This is a genomic window from Gracilibacillus sp. JCM 18966, assembly GCF_055392695.1.
Genome location: NZ_AP043883.1, coordinates 2748135 through 2763483, shown reverse-complemented (window position 1 = coordinate 2763483; position 15349 = coordinate 2748135). Strand labels below are relative to the sequence as shown.

13 protein-coding genes are annotated in these 15349 nt (G+C 37.3%); 4 read left to right on the top strand and 9 right to left on the bottom strand.

What is annotated here, in order from left to right:
* Positions 1–127 precede the first annotated feature (127 nt).
* A complete protein-coding gene (ytvI, locus tag ACZ5N5_RS13180; protein WP_109983886.1) occupies positions 128–1246 on the top strand; it encodes a sporulation integral membrane protein YtvI in 1119 nt (372 codons plus the stop codon).
* Here ytvI and ACZ5N5_RS13175 read toward each other — a convergent pair.
* From ACZ5N5_RS13175 to dnaE, 6 genes are all read right to left on the bottom strand, one after another.
* Complete coding sequence (locus ACZ5N5_RS13175) at positions 1243–1635, bottom strand: FxsA family protein (RefSeq protein WP_054788251.1); 393 nt, start codon at positions 1633–1635, stop codon at positions 1243–1245. The genes ytvI and ACZ5N5_RS13175 overlap by 4 nt on opposite strands.
* A gap of 137 nt (positions 1636–1772) precedes the next feature.
* The gene (gene pyk, locus ACZ5N5_RS13170) at positions 1773–3536 is read right to left on the bottom strand and encodes a pyruvate kinase (RefSeq protein ID WP_464372633.1); all 1764 of its coding nucleotides are present in this window, start codon (positions 3534–3536) and stop codon (positions 1773–1775) included.
* 82 nt (positions 3537–3618) lie between these two features.
* Positions 3619–4578: a 6-phosphofructokinase gene (gene pfkA, locus ACZ5N5_RS13165; RefSeq protein ID WP_054861422.1), complete on the bottom strand. Its 960-nt coding sequence runs from the start codon at positions 4576–4578 to the stop codon at positions 3619–3621.
* Positions 4579–4983: 405 nt separating this feature from the next.
* Entirely contained in the window at positions 4984–5949 is a 966-nt protein-coding gene (accA, locus tag ACZ5N5_RS13160) for an acetyl-CoA carboxylase carboxyl transferase subunit alpha (RefSeq protein ID WP_109983884.1), read from the bottom strand.
* Positions 5927–6808, bottom strand: coding sequence for an acetyl-CoA carboxylase, carboxyltransferase subunit beta (gene accD / locus ACZ5N5_RS13155; protein ID WP_109983883.1), 882 nt, complete (start codon positions 6806–6808; stop codon positions 5927–5929). Before accD ends, accA begins: the two co-directional genes overlap by 23 nt.
* A gap of 280 nt (positions 6809–7088) precedes the next feature.
* Entirely contained in the window at positions 7089–10388 is a 3300-nt protein-coding gene (dnaE, locus tag ACZ5N5_RS13150) for a DNA polymerase III subunit alpha (protein ID WP_464372632.1), read from the bottom strand.
* Between the two features lie 150 nt (positions 10389–10538).
* Between dnaE and ytrH the strand changes: the two genes are divergently transcribed.
* Entirely contained in the window at positions 10539–10871 is a 333-nt protein-coding gene (ytrH, locus tag ACZ5N5_RS13145) for a sporulation membrane protein YtrH (RefSeq protein ID WP_054788245.1), read from the top strand.
* Positions 10871–11380 (top strand): sporulation membrane protein YtrI, encoded by a 510-nt coding sequence (gene ytrI / locus ACZ5N5_RS13140; RefSeq protein ID WP_277678604.1) that lies wholly within the window; start codon positions 10871–10873, stop codon positions 11378–11380. The genes ytrH and ytrI overlap by 1 nt, the downstream gene beginning before the upstream one ends.
* Before the next feature lie 22 nt (positions 11381–11402).
* On the opposite strand, the gene ACZ5N5_RS13135 is transcribed toward ytrI, so the two are convergent.
* Positions 11403–12344 (bottom strand): DHH family phosphoesterase, encoded by a 942-nt coding sequence (locus tag ACZ5N5_RS13135; protein WP_054788244.1) that lies wholly within the window; start codon positions 12342–12344, stop codon positions 11403–11405.
* Between the two features lie 164 nt (positions 12345–12508).
* Here ACZ5N5_RS13135 and ACZ5N5_RS13130 point away from each other — a divergent pair, with 164 nt between their 5' ends.
* On the top strand, positions 12509–12805 hold the full coding sequence (locus tag ACZ5N5_RS13130; protein WP_054861414.1) for a YtpI family protein: 297 nt from the start codon (positions 12509–12511) through the stop codon (positions 12803–12805).
* A gap of 240 nt (positions 12806–13045) precedes the next feature.
* Here the strand turns inward: ACZ5N5_RS13130 and ACZ5N5_RS13125 are convergent, their stop codons facing one another.
* Positions 13046–14359 (bottom strand): DRTGG domain-containing protein, encoded by a 1314-nt coding sequence (locus ACZ5N5_RS13125; RefSeq protein WP_464372631.1) that lies wholly within the window; start codon positions 14357–14359, stop codon positions 13046–13048.
* A 262-nt stretch (positions 14360–14621) separates the two neighbouring features.
* Complete coding sequence (locus ACZ5N5_RS13120) at positions 14622–15302, bottom strand: metal-dependent hydrolase (RefSeq protein WP_464372630.1); 681 nt, start codon at positions 15300–15302, stop codon at positions 14622–14624.
* Positions 15303–15349 lie beyond the last annotated feature (47 nt).

Below are 15349 nucleotides of genomic sequence, written 5' to 3'. Positions count from 1 at the left end.
ATGCAGAATATATATAAAAGTGGTCATGACGGAGATTAGGAAAGGTTTGTACCAGCCTATATCATAACATAAAAGAACTTTATTTGGAAAAATTCTATTCATTCACAATTTCTTGAGGTGAAGCAGCATGGCGAAATTAAATGCAAAAATGCTCTATCGGATTGGCTTATTTATTTTTGGACTTGGTCTTACGGTTTATATTTTTTATTTTTTGTTCCAATACTTATTCCCATTACTTCTAGCATGTTGCTTTTCCTTGTTGCTATATCCGATCATTAAGCTTATCAGTGATAAAACTACTATTTCTCACCTTTGGGCATGTTTATTTGTTATTTTTTTCACGATTGCTTTCATTATTTTTTTGCTTGTTTTTGTAGTATTTGAAGTGATAGAGGGGGTTATTTATCTAGCGAAATGGCTACCTGAACCATTTCATGCCTTTTTAATAGATTTTACAGCGGCGGTTAATTCCTTTCTTTTACCTTATATTCAAAAGATTGGTGCATATCTCGATAATCTTTCACCAGAGCAAAGTGCGCTTATGAAAGAACAGCTTGATGAAATTAGCATAAGCTTTGCAGACCAAATCGCAAACTTTCTTGAAAATTTCCTGAGCTGGCTCGGTTTACAATTGGCTGCCTTACCTGGGACGATTACCATTATAATCTTCTCATTACTCTGCACGTTTTTTATTTGTAAGGATTGGGAGAGATTTTATCACTATGTGTCCAAAAAAGTATCTAGTGATCTATTAAGCGTTCCATTTAACATCTACCAACAATTAAAGGTAACGCTAGTCAAATATATCACGGCACAAATCATTTTAGTCAGTATATCTTGGGTCACTATCTTCATCGGGCTTTTACTATTAAAGGTAAAACACGCGTTTACCATTTCGATTATTGTTGCTATTATGGATGTTTTACCTATATTAGGCACAGGACTAATTTTTATCCCTTGGATTCTATTCTTATTTGTTAGTGGAAACTCGTGGCTTGGCTTTTGTGTACTAAGTCTTTTTGGTTTTGTCATGATCCAAAGGCAGGTATTAGAGCCTAAGTTAATCTCACAAGCAATCGGTATTCACCCAATGCTCACCATTTTAGCCATCTATCTTGGCTTTCAGCTATTCGGGATAAATGGCTTATGGATCGCCCCTGCCTTTTTATTTTTTATGAAAGCATGTTATCATGCAGGGTTATTTTCGATGATTCTTACTTATATCCAAAAAGGGAAGTTCGGTTAACGACGATATATCCTGAACTTACCATTATGAATCATTCTTTGTAAAATCTTTTTCATCCATTGTTTGATAGGTCTTCTCGTATATGGAATGAGTAATATTAAACCTACTGAATCTGTTACAAACCCTGGTGTCAACAATAGTACTCCACCAATGATGACACAAAGTCCATCAAATATCTCTTCCTGTGGCGCATAACCCATTGCCATCGATTGACGTGCTTTATTTATCGTATCAAGGCCTTGTTGCTTGGCAAGCCATGCTCCAACAACACCTGTTAGAATAATAAGAAAAATTAGCCACCATGGTCCAATATATCCGCCTGCCCAGACAAACAGGCCTATTTCCAATGCTGGAACGATCAATATTAATAGTAGAAGCCAACGTAGCATGTGATTGTCTCCTTCCGATTTAGTTAATCATTGAATGCCGTAGTACTTGAAAAAAATAGAGAGAAGAATCCTATTAAGGTCCCTCTCTCTATTATAACATGTCTAGTTTTCATTACCTATTAAACGGAAGTTTACTTTTATAATACGCTAGCATGTCCTGCATAAATATCACCTTTCGAAGCATCGATGGTAATATCTTGCTGATCCTTGATCACTTCAAGTGCCTTCTCTACACCTACAATGACAGGAATGCCTAAACTTAAGCCGACAACTGCCGCATGGGAAGTCAAACCGCCCTCTTCTGTAATAATACCTGCTGCTTTTTCGATCGATTTGATCATATCTTTATCTGTACCGTATGTGATAATAATATCGTCCTGCTGTACTTTTAGTTCCGCTTCTTTCGCATCCTTCACAAGTATCGCTCTACCATAAGCACTTCCTTTTCCCACACCTTGGCCTTTAGCTAGGACATCGCCAATAACATGAACTTTCATTAGGTTGGTTGTACCACTCTCTCCAACCGGAACACCTGCTGTAATAATTACTCTATCTCCTCGTTTGAAGTGATTTGTTTCCAACCCTCGCTCAATAACCTCTTCTAATACATCATCTGTTGTATGAAGTAGGTTGCCTACTATTGATTCTACTCCCCATACTAAAGCCAATCTTCTGCTTACTTGTTCGTCAAAAGTCATCGCAATAATTGGAGCTTGTGGACGGTACTTTGAAATCATTCTTGCTGTAAATCCACTAACAGTAGGGGTTAAAATCGCATCTACACTTAGATTCATAGCAGTATGGTTTACTGATTGACTAATCGCATCTGTAATCGTCATATCGGATGCTTTAGATCGTAAATCAAGCATTGCTTTATGATCAATCGCCGTTTCTGCTTTTTTAGCGATATTGCTCATGGTTTGTACTGCTTCAATTGGATAGTCACCTGCCGCAGTTTCTCCTGACAACATAATAGCATCCGTACCATCTAATATAGCATTGGCAACATCTGACGCTTCAGCTCTTGTCGGTCTTGGATTTCGTTGCATAGAATCTAACATTTGCGTAGCAGTAATAACTGGTTTTCCTGCATTATTACATTTGAAAATCATTTCTTTTTGAACTAAAGGCACATCTTCTGGTGGTATCTCTACTCCCAAATCACCACGTGCAACCATTAAGCCATCACTAACTTGGAGAATAGCATCAAGGTTGTCTACACCTTCTTGGTTTTCAATTTTAGGAATGATTTGAATATGTGTAGCATTATTTTCTTCAAGTAATCCTCTGATTTCTAACACATCGGAAGCACGGCGTACAAAAGAAGCAGCGATGAAATCAACACCTTGCTCGATACCAAATTTAATATCGGCAGCATCCTTTTCCGTTATTCCCGGTAAGTTCACACTAACATTAGGCACGTTTACGCCTTTTTTATTTTTCAATAGACCTGAGTTTAAGGCAACTGTTTTTAATTCGTTTTGTTCCTCCAACACTTCCGTTACTTCTAATGCGATTAAACCATCATCTAATAACAGCTTAGAGCCTGGCTCTACATCATGAATTAATTGAGGATATGTAACCGAGATTTTGCTAGCATCCCCTTGGAGTGAGTCATCCATGGATACATAAACGGTATTTCCTTTTATAATATTTGCTTGTCCTTCTTTTAATACACCTGTACGAATCTCTGGACCTTTTGTATCTAAAAGAATGGCTACTGTTTTTCCTAATTTTTTAGCAGCTTTTCTTATATTCGTAATTCTAGCACCGTGCTCCTCAAAGTCACCGTGTGAAAAGTTAAGACGCGCTACATTCATTCCAGCTTCTATTAACTGCTCTAATTTATCAATTGATTCTGAGGCTGGGCCTATCGTACATACTATTTTCGTTCTTCTCATTACAACTTCCTCCTTCGTCATCATTCCTGCATTGTTCTATCATAGTAGATTATCACCTTGTGGATGGCGATCTTCTCATTATTTAAATAGATAATTGGTTAGATAGCTCATACATATTCATATTGATTTCATGTTTTTTATCTAGAATTTCAGAAAAATCATGACTTACCACCACATTGTTCTGTATTCCTACCATTCTTCCACCAATACCATCCATTAATAAATCAACTGCTTTTGCTCCTAATCTACTTGCTAAGACTCGATCGTAGCCAGATGGAGAACCACCGCGTTGGATATGTCCTAATACCGTTACACGTGTATCCATCTTTGTTTCTTCCTCGATTCGTTTTCCATAGTCCATGCCACTACCAATACCTTCTGCTAGGATAATGATACTATGCTTCTTACCACGAACTTGTCCACGCTTCAGCTTTGCCACTACACTTTCAAAGCTTTCTTGTTTTTCTGGAATAATCACACTTTCCGCACCATTTGCAAGACCTGCCCATAATGCTAAATCACCTGCATCCCGTCCCATTACCTCGATCACATATGTACGCTCATGAGATGTTGCTGTATCTCGAATTTTATCCACTGCATCAACAATCGTATTTAGTGCTGTATCAAATCCAATTGTGTAGTCTGTTCCTGGAATATCATTATCAATGGTTCCAGGGACACCAATACAAGGAAATCCTTTTTCCGTAAGCTTTTGCGCACCACGGAAAGACCCATCGCCACCAATTACGATCAGTCCTTCGATACCGAATTTTTTCATTTGTTCAATGGCAATTTTCTGACCTTTATCTGTTTTAAAGTCCATGGAACGCGCTGAATAAAGAATAGTCCCACCTCGTTGAATAATATCACCAACTGAACCTAGTTCCATTTTTTTAATATTGCCTTCCATTAAACCTTCAAAACCATTATAAACTCCATAAACATCTAATTCATGAAAAATAGCCTTACGAACAACTGCACGGACGGCTGCATTCATACCAGGAGCGTCTCCACCACTTGTTAATACACCTATTCTTTTCATGTAATCACCTCTTCATCCACATAATAATTGTCCCTATTTTCTCTATTGTTTATAATAATTTTAACATCAACACAAATTATACATGAAATGATGTCAAAACACACCTCAACATTACTATTTTAGCTAACTTGACAGTAAAAGAGAAGTAATAACAAACGCTTTTCCAATAGTTTGTTACAATATTGTAAACTAAGCGTGCAATTGTTATCCAATATATTACAATGTTGTACAAGTTTTGGATTTTTCATTCCCGTATTTAATTCAGAACAAGCTTTTCTTATACTCAGGACATCAAAATTCTCGCATCTTCGCTTTATCTCCTGCAAACAATTTATACTTTCCTAACGTATAAAATATGCAAGCCAAAAAGCATCTTCTTTACAAGCTAGAAGATGCTTTTTGGCTTTATGCTTTCATTGTTTCACGAACCTCGCCAATCTTTTTATATTTTAACCAGCGTTGTTCCAAAAGATCCTCTTCCTTTAAAATGGATAATTCTTGTAGTGATTGATCCAACACATTTCGAATGTTATCAGCTTGTACGGAGACATTTCGATGTGCACCACCCAAGGGCTCTTCTATTACTTCATCGATAATACCAAGCTCTTTTAAATCTGGTGCTGTAATTTTTAATGACTTAGCAGCTCTTTCTGCTTGCTTGGAATCCTTCCATAATAATGCTGCCGCACCTTCTGGAGAAATAACGGAATAGGTGGAATTTTCCAACATATGAATGCGATCACCTACTCCTAATCCAAGAGCTCCACCACTACCACCTTCACCAATAACGATACAAATAATCGGAACTTGAAGGCCAGCCATTTCCATTAAGTTACGAGCAATCGCCTCACTCTGTCCTCTCTCTTCAGCAGCCTTTCCTGGATAAGCACCCTTTGTATCAATAAACGTAATGATTGGACGTTGAAACTTCTCTGCCTGTTTCATATGACGTAGCGCTTTGCGATAACCTTCTGGGTGTGGCATCCCAAAGTTTCGGTCTATATTTTCCTTCGTATTCTTGCCTCGCTGATGTCCAATAATAGTAACAGGTTTTCCTTGATATTTAGCAATACCGGCTACTATTGCTTCATCCTCACCATAAAAACGATCCCCATGAAATTCAATAAAATCAGTAAATAATTCCGCAATATAATCCTGTGAGGTTGGTCGATCAGCATGACGAGCTATTTGAACACGATCCCAAGGCTTTAACTTACCGTAGATATCATTTTCTAATTTTGCAAGACGTGCTTCCATTTTAGCAATCTCTTCTGATAGATCGATCTCGCTATTTTGAGTCATCTTTTTTAATTCTTCAATCTTTTCACGAAGTTCGATTACTGGTTTTTCAAACTCTAGTACTTGTTTCAATGGTAGCACCCCCTACTTGATGAATTTCTAGTATTGTTGCTAATGTGTCTCTCATTTCATCTCGAGGAATTACTTTATCTAACTGCCCATGCTTTAATTGAAATTCAGCAGTCTGAAAGTCCTCAGGGAGCTTTTCTCGAATGGTTTGTTCAATGATCCGACGTCCTGCGAAACCAATTAAAGCACCAGGCTCTGCAAAATTATAATCTCCGATGGACGCAAAGCTAGCGGAAACTCCTCCTGTGGTTGGATTTGTCATCACTGAGATAAACAAACCCCTTTCCCGATGTAATCGTTCGATAGCGATAGAAGTTTTAGCCATTTGCATGAGACTTAGCATCCCTTCTTGCATTCTTGCACCACCAGATGCAGTGAAAACAATCATCGGGATTCCTTGTTCACGGGCCTTCTCAATCGCCCTAGTAATCTTTTCCCCAACTACCGACCCCATACTTCCCATTCGGAATCTGGCATCCATAACAGCTACAGCAGCTCTATTGCCTTTAATTTTACCTTCCCCTGTAACAACTGCTTCATTTAATCCTGTTTTTACCCGGTCCTTGTCTAGTTTTTCCTCATATTGTGGAAAATCTAAGGGATTGCCAGAGATTAATTCCTTATCCCATTCATTGAATGTATCCTCATCAAATAAGTGGAGGATTCTTTCATATGACGTGATTTGATGATGATGGCCACAGTTAGGACAGACATTTAAGTTCTTCTTCCATTCTTTTTGGTAGTAAATTTTTTGACATTGACTGCACTTTTGCATTAAGCCTTCTGGCACATCTATTTTTGCACCCTCATTTGGTATTGGTGCATATTTTTTTTTCTTACCAAATAATTCTTTCAACTGCAAGGAATACTCCTCCTTTATATTACACGTCTTGTCCAATTCAATCTTGAAAAGGCGCTAAACCATGCATACATATGATTTGTTAGCAGTATCTATCTATGTATATGTAGACAAGGTAATATATTGACAGGCATTAACTATTATATTATATCAGAAGCAAATCTTGTGTAAAGTTAGACCATTCTACTATTACCTTCACAAGAAAAGTAACGTCGCTTTAGATAATGGACTTTATCCATCAGTGAAGGATGCACGGAAGAGCGCCACTGATGGAAGTCTCTCATTATGGACGTAACACGACATTTTCCTCGCCAAAGTGCTGCTTCAATACTTTTATAACATGCCAATTACTGTTAAGATGGTAGTCCTCATCCAATTTGTATAATTTTTTATCCATTGTTCGATACAAAAACACAGGGGTTAACCCAGGATATTTTTGAGCTAGTTTGCCAATTGTATCGAGTAGCTGTGCATGTTCTGTTGCGTGGGTCTGAATAAAGATTTTTTCATTGCTTTGTGTTTGTTGCTCCATCACAAGTGGTTGGATATCTTCTGCGATAATTTGCAATTTATCTCCACGGTTTTCCACTCGTCCATGGACAAAGGCAAATTCTTCTTCTTTCAACCAATGGTTAACCTTCCGAAAAGCAGGAGGAAAAATAACTCCCTCCAACTCATCCGTCTCATCTGCTATCGTTATAAAAGCCATTGATTCTCCCTTTTTAGTACGAATGACCTTGAGGGTTTGAACTACTGCGGCAAGCTTTAGCTTTCTTGATTTTTGATATTTGGCCTGTTGAATCGTAAGGTAACCAATTTTGCCTATCCTCGTTCGTATATTAGTTAAAGGGTGTGTAGAAACAAAAAAACCTACTACTTCTTTTTCCATCATCAACTGTTTGATTGGTGGAAATGGTTCTTTATCAACATAGACAGCATCTAATGCTAGGTCCCCTTGAAATAAGGCTAACTGATCATCAAATCCACGAAATAATTCCCCTTGTTCAATAGCATCATCAAGGCTCGCTAACAATGTCGCTCTGTTCGAATAGGTTTCATCAAATGCCCCAGCTAAAATTAGTGATTCAATAGCACTGCGTTTCACTCTATTTGTCGGAACTCGGAGACAAAAGTCAAAGATATTTTTAAATGGCTTCTCCTTACGTGCTTGTAAAATCTCTTGAACAATTTGAAAACCGATACCTTTTATCGCACTTAACCCCATCCTGATCGATTGATCCTCTACCTTGAATTTTCCGATACTTCTATTAATTGATGGGGGTAATATCTTAATCGATTGATTCGTTGCTTCTCGAATATAGCTTTGCATTTTATCCGCATTGCCCATTTGCATACTTAACATCTCAGCAAAAAATGCCAATGGATAATTTGCTTTTAAATAGGCTAACTGATAAGCAATCATACTGTATGCTACGGCATGACTTCGATTAAAACCATAGTTAGAGAAGCGGAGAATCCATTCAAATACCTCTTCACCTAATGAAGCAGGATATTGGTTTTCCTGACAGCCTTGTAAAAACTTCTCCTTTTGCTCAAGAAGTATATTTTTTTCTTTTTTACTAACTGCACGACGTAATAAATCCGCTTCTCCATAGGAAAAATTAGCCATTTTATTCGCTATTTGCATAATTTGCTCTTGATAGACGAGTACTCCATAAGTCTTGGCTAAAATAGGTCCAAGATCTGGATGTAGATAATGCACCTCTTCTTTACCATGCTTTCGGTTAATAAACAATGAGATAAACTGCATTGGTCCTGGTCGATATAAAGCGTTGACCGCAACGATATCTTCTAAATTAGTTGGCTTTAAATCTCTTAGCACTTGCTTCATTCCTTGGGATTCAAGCTGAAAGACACCATTTGTTCGTCCTTCTCTTAATAAGGAAAATGTGTTGGCATCATCCAATGGAATTGCATCTATTTCCATAGGCTCTGTCGAATGATGATTAATCTGCGAACAGATCCTTTCAATTAAAGTTAAGTTTCTTAATCCAAGAAAATCAAACTTCAATAATCCAACTTTCTCTAAATCATTCATTGGATATTGAGTAAGTAACATTTGATTCTGTGAAGGCATGACAGGGACATATTTCGTCAACGGTTGATCACTGATTATGACACCAGCTGCATGTGTGGAATGATGTCTTGGCAAGCCTTCTAATCGATTGGCAACCTTAAAAAGTATTTTTAATTTTTCTGATTGCTTTACATAATCAATCAATTCTGGTGATTTTTTTAATAACACTGCTAACTTTTCATTAGATTCTTTCGGCAGTTTTTTCAAAATATAGTATAGGTCACTATCAGGTATTTCCATTGTTTTGGATAATTCTCTTAGAATAGACCTTGCAGCAAACGTTCCAAATGTAATAATTTGTGCGACTTGTTCGACACCATATTTTTCAGATACATACTGAATCACTTGATCACGCTTTTCATCGGAAAAATCAATATCAATATCTGGCATGGATACCCGTTCAGGATTCAAAAAACGTTCAAATAACAATCCATATTCTAATGGGTCAACATTCGTTATTCCTAATAAATAGGCAACGAGAGAACCAGCAGCTGATCCCCTTCCCGGTCCAACCATGATATTCGATTCTTTCGCATATCGGACAAAATCCGATACGATAAGAAAGTAATCACTAAATCCCATTGAATGAATAACATCCAATTCGTAATGAAGCCGATCAACTATCACATCGGTAATGTTATCATACTTTTTAGATAATGCTAGATGGCATTGTTTTTCGAGATAGTCGTCGGCACGTTGCCCTTCAGCCAATGGGTATTTTGGTAAAAGCCGCTGATCAAGCTTAAGCTCTATCTGACATTTTTTTGCCACAGAACTTGCTTCTTCCAATAGTTCAGGCCAATTTTGATAAATTTGCTTCAATTCCTGCTCATTTCTTAAGTAAAGATGCTTGTCAAATGATGCGGCTGATGGATCCCATTTGTCTCCAATCGCAAGTTTTTCCAAGCAGCTATAGGCAAGTGCATCATTTTTATATACATATCGTACATCAGGAAGTGCTACTGCCTTCTGCTTCGTTTTCCTCACCCATTCTTGAAGCATTGGCCAGAAATCACCTGTGTTCGGTGAAATACCTAAATAAAGAGAAAATCCCTCACATGCTCTTACTATTCTACTTAGATGATCAAACCATTCCTTTTGCTCTTCAATAAGTGGAGAGATTGGTAAAACGAGGATAAAGTTTTCAGAAGCCTCTCTCAATCCGTCTAATTGACAGACACCTCCTTGTTGTATTAGAGAGCTTAATTGGATTAGTTCCTTATAGCCCGACTCATTTTTTGCTAATAGAAGAAAAGAATAGAGTTGTTCTTCGATTAGGATAGATGCTTCCATTCCGATAATAGGCTTTATTCCTGCCTTTTCGCATGCTTGATAAAACGAGATAGCCCCATGAAGAACGCTCTCATCTGTAAGAGCGAGGGTATCATAATTTAAATTTTTTGCTTGCTGTACGAGCTCATCTATTTGCACCATACTCTTCAGGAATGAAAAACTACTTTTTATTTGTAATTGTGCTAAGGTCATTTCCTCACCTACTGTCCGTACTAACTTCTTTTATTATAACGTATTGATACATGTTATGAAATGGAAACATATCTTGAAAGGCTTGTCATATATTTAAGTAAGAAATATATTATCTACCATGATTGCTTTGAAGCATGAAAGGGTGTTTAGATGGAAGAAAGATTTATTACGACAATGATCCAATGTTACTTTATTGCTTTTGGTGTTATGATTGGTGGTTCTATTATCGGAAGTATAGGTGCTTATGCAACTGGAGAGGCTCCCCTTACTCATATCAGTCGAATCGCAAAAAGCCTCCATATTTGGGCAATTGTTGCAGCAATTGGAGGAACCTTTGATGCCATTTCCAATTTTGAACGAGGAATATGGGAAGGTTCTACCTTGGATATGGTTAAACAAATAATCATGATTATTGCTGCAATGGGAGGCGCTCAAACTGCCCTCCTCATTATTGAATGGCTAATTCAAGAGGAGATACAATAATGCATATCCCTCCACTATATAAACGAGCCAGCTGGCAAAGGTTCTTAGCAGGAACGGCAATCGGAGCTATTATTGCTTATATGATTTTTTTATTTATCTTTGGCGAATTACAGGAAAATTGGATTCAAGAAAATATGGCCTTAAGAGCAGAATATCAAGATTTAAATAAAAGTTATGAAACCTTGCTTGAAAATCATCGTGCCTTAGACCAACAATCGAAGGAAGGTATTGAAATAAAAGAGATTGATATCACCTTTACTAATCTCAAGGAATTAAAGCTCGAAAATGACCGTATCATGGTTCATCAAATCGAGGAGGCTATACGTGAAGAGGCAAATTATGCGATGGGGAAATCAGTGGAAGAAATCGCAACAAGTATTGATCTGCTTATTTCGACAATTGAAAATAAAACAATCAATATTGACGATTTCTCCTATCAATCAAAAATCTCTCGAATCATTGTTATGGAACAGCTTCAGCTTTCCATTGAATTAAGTGTGGCAGATTAATTTTTGCTTAATGGCTGCCATCTTATTCTTGTGCACATATTGATTCTAAATCTTTAAGTAGCTGGGGAACGGTTGCCCAATCATGAATTTTAGCACCAGATGCAAGAGGGTGGCCACCTCCTTCATATTGTGCTGCTAGTTCATTAATAATTGGTCCTTTGGAGCGAAGTCTTACCCGGATGGTGTCCTCTTCTTCAACAAAGATTACCCATACTTTTATTCCTTCAATATCTCCCAATACTCCAACAACTGAACTTGTTTCTGATGGTGTAACTTGGTACTCTTCCAATATTTCCTTTGTCAGCTTTACATGGCTTACACCAGCTGTCGATATGACGACATTTTGTAGGATGTATCCTTTTAATTTCGCGATATTCAGACTTGTTTTATACATTTCTTCATAAATGATGGTCCGATCAAATGGATAGCTAACAAGCTCCGAAGCATACTGAAAAGTTTTCTCTGTAGTACTTGGGAACAAAAATCTCCCCGTATCTCCAACAATCCCGCTATATAGTAATGAAGCACTTTCCTCTGTCATTACTAATCCACCCTTTTCGTGTTCCTTAAAAAGCTGATAAATCATCTCACTTGTTGAGCTTGCTTCTGTTTCTACCCATTGAAGGTCACCATATGGATCGACATTCGGGTGATGGTCAATTTTAATTAACTCTTTCCCGTACTGGAATCTTTGGTCAGATACACGCTCCCGATTAGCCGTATCACAAACAACGACTAATGCATTGTTATACACATGATCAGGAATGTTGTCCATTTTCCCCATAAACGATAACCATTGCTCTTCTTCCCCAACCACGTACACTCGTTTGTCAGGAAAGGAATTCTTTATAATCGTGGCAAGCCCATTCTGGGAACCGTATGCATCAGGATCTGGGCGCACATGTCGATGAATAATAATATCCTCATATTGTTTTATCTTTTCCATTATTTTAGCTGTGATCATAGTCTTCCCTCTTTCAATTAAATTCAATTTATACCATTAACATCGTAATATCAAATTTTACATTTTGCTAGAATTTCATACTTGATAACGGTACAATGATAACGGACTATAACTTTAAATAGTTTGATATGTATTTAGGCAGTACTTTTTTAAGGGGGGATACGATGGTCGTCTTTCCTATTGTAATCATTATCTCCATTGTTTTATATGTCTATTATAAGGTGATGATTTTACGAGGCAGTGACCCATTAATTCAAGAGATTTTGAATGCAAAGGCACGTATTTCACTAGGAATATTTATCAGCTTTTTTGGAGTAAATCAATACTTATACTATCAAACAAAAATCGCTTTATATGTTGCAATCGTCTTTTTGATATTTGGTCTGCTACAAATGTATACAGGTATAAAAAGATACCAGCATTATAAAAGTGAACAACGAAAGAGAAAGGAAAACATATAATGATTTGGGGCTGGGACAAAAAGAATATTATAGGAAGAAAAACCCGAACATTAGTATTTCTGCACAGAAACCGCTCCGTCAACATACTTCGCTTTCCGCGGGCACTGCGATCTGCTAACTTTGCAAAGTGGATCTTCAGCTCGTGCTGTTCCCACTGGAGTCTCCGTATTTTGGATAGCTTAGTCAGAATATTGTTCGGATTCTCATGCTCCTTTTTAATTATGTCCCGGTCCCCTTTCTCTATCGGTCAATTATTTGGGCCATTAGCATGGCTTTGCCGACCATTTTACGCTCATGATAAACCTCTACATCAATCTTAGCAGATTTACGTCCTACATCTATGATCTTTGGATGAAAAGATACCTTTGTTTCCAGTTGAATCGGTTTTATAAAGTAAACGGTAATATTCTCCACAACTAGATCACCTTTTTTCTGTTGACGCAATAAACTACTAGCTGCTTCGATAACAAAAGAAACAAATACACCATTGGAAAGGGTTCCAAGTTGATTCGTCATCTGTGGCGTTATTTCTGCTTCATAAGTGACGTGATGTGCATCGTTATCATGAAGATCAAAATAGTTCGACACAATATCATCAATTGTTTCTCCAACCTGTGGTTGCTTTTGAATATGTTGCAATGCTTTCAATACATCTTGGCGAGAGATTAAACCTTCAAGGTGGTGATGTTGATCCACAACAGGCATAATTTCTATCCCTTCCCATACCATCATATGGGCAGCATAAGCTAATGAAGTTTCCTTCATTACGGTTAAAGGGTTTTTCGTCATTACCTTGTCAATGTTCATATCTGTCTTTTTGCCAATAACATCTTTAGAAGTAACAATCCCGACAACTTTTTGTTTGTCATCTACCACCGGATATCGACTATGTGTCGTTTTTTCCTCCCACTCATGCCATTTTGCCACTCTATCCTTTGTGGACAGATAATACGTACTATCTTTTTTGGTATAGATATCTCCAACAAGGACGATTTCCTTTTTAATCAGCTGATCATAGATAGCACGATTAATCATTGCAGCTACCGTAAATGTGTCGTAGCTAGTAGAAATGATTGGCAATTTCTTTTGGTCTGCAAGCTCTTTTGCGGCTTCATCAGTATCAAAGCCACCTGTAATCAACACGGCAGCGCCTTCTTTTAGTGCAAATTGATGGGCTTCCGTCCGGTTTCCTACTATTAACAAGGAATCCTTTTCTGTATAGCGCATCATCGCATCTAACTCCATTGCACCGATGACAAATTTGTTCAAGGTTTTATATAGTCCCTCTCTACCACCTAATACTTGTCCATCGACAATACTTACAATCTCTGCAAAGGTTAAATTCTCAAAGTTTTCTTTTTGCTTTCGCTCAATTCTAATGGTTCCTACCCGTTCAATTGTGCTAACTAATCCTTTGTTCTCTGCTTCTTTAATTGCCCGATATGCGGTCCCCTCGCTGACGTTTAATTCCTTGGCAATTTGACGAACAGAGATTTTATTTCCTACTTTAAGAGATTCTATAAAAGATAAAATTTGTTCATGTTTTGTAGCCAATAATAGCTCACCATTCTTTCATCTGTACTATTAATTTATTCCTTATTGTTATTATACAGATCATTCTGTCAAGATTCAATTAGTTGTTATAAAAGTATATGGTTCTTCTTCATTATTTTCTACTGTTTTATATTTTATTCATTACCTGTACTACTTTCAAAAGAATGAATGGAAATGACGACTTTACTAAATGAAAAGACAAGGCTTAAAAGATACCTTGTCTTCACTCCTCTTATTCATTTTATTTAACAATTGCCTTTCCCTATAATTCTATCCCTTCACCCGGCTTTAAGGCGATTCCTTGGCCTGTTTTTACTTTGTTTGCAAATGCTTCTCCATCTTGTTCAATTAGTGGAAAAGTATTATAGTGCATCGGAACAATGCGCTTCGCTTTGATCCAGTCCGCTGCAATTAACGCATCCTCTGGTCCCATCGTAAAGTTATCTCCTATTGGCAAAAAGGCAAGATCAATTTGATTCATTTCTCCGATTAGCTTTAAATCAGAAAACAATGCCGTATCACCTGCATGGTAGATTGTTTTATTTTCTACTGAAAATAGGATTCCGCCTGGCATTCCACCATAAATTTTATTCCCTTCTTCATCCTCGAACATTGAGCCATGAAATGCAGGGGTGAATTTTACCTTTCCAAAATCAAACGTATGTGCACCTCCAATATGCATCGGATGCGCATTTAGTCCTCTTGATTCCATATAGACAGCTAATTCATTAGGAGCCACGATCAAACAATTCGTTCTTTTAGCAATACTAATCGTATCCCCAACGTGATCATTATGACCATGAGTTAGTAAGATAGCATCGGGATTTTCTTCTTCCGCATGTAAATCACAGGTGTCATTACCTGTAATAAAAGGATCGACTAAGATCGTGTGATTTTCTGTAACAATTTTAACGACAGATTGACCATGAAAAGATACTTTCATGACAAAGCAACACTCCTTTATTTGCATATTACTTACTTAATCCTCTA

Bases quoted from the DNA above. Each gene is read 5' to 3' on its own strand.
- ytvI (WP_109983886.1), top strand. From the start codon at position 128: ATGGCGAAATTAAATGCAAAAATGCTCTATCGGATTGGCTTATTTATT.
- ACZ5N5_RS13175 (WP_054788251.1), bottom strand. From the start codon at position 1,635: ATGCTACGTTGGCTTCTACTATTAATATTGATCGTTCCAGCATTGGAA.
- pyk (WP_464372633.1), bottom strand. From the start codon at position 3,536: ATGAGAAGAACGAAAATAGTATGTACGATAGGCCCAGCCTCAGAATCA.
- pfkA (WP_054861422.1), bottom strand. From the start codon at position 4,578: ATGAAAAGAATAGGTGTATTAACAAGTGGTGGAGACGCTCCTGGTATG.
- dnaE (WP_464372632.1), bottom strand. From the start codon at position 10,388: ATGACCTTAGCACAATTACAAATAAAAAGTAGTTTTTCATTCCTGAAG.
- ytrH (WP_054788245.1), top strand. From the start codon at position 10,539: ATGGAAGAAAGATTTATTACGACAATGATCCAATGTTACTTTATTGCT.
- ytrI (WP_277678604.1), top strand. From the start codon at position 10,871: ATGCATATCCCTCCACTATATAAACGAGCCAGCTGGCAAAGGTTCTTA.
- ACZ5N5_RS13135 (WP_054788244.1), bottom strand. From the start codon at position 12,344: ATGATCACAGCTAAAATAATGGAAAAGATAAAACAATATGAGGATATT.
- ACZ5N5_RS13130 (WP_054861414.1), top strand. From the start codon at position 12,509: ATGGTCGTCTTTCCTATTGTAATCATTATCTCCATTGTTTTATATGTC.
- ACZ5N5_RS13120 (WP_464372630.1), bottom strand. From the start codon at position 15,302: ATGAAAGTATCTTTTCATGGTCAATCTGTCGTTAAAATTGTTACAGAA.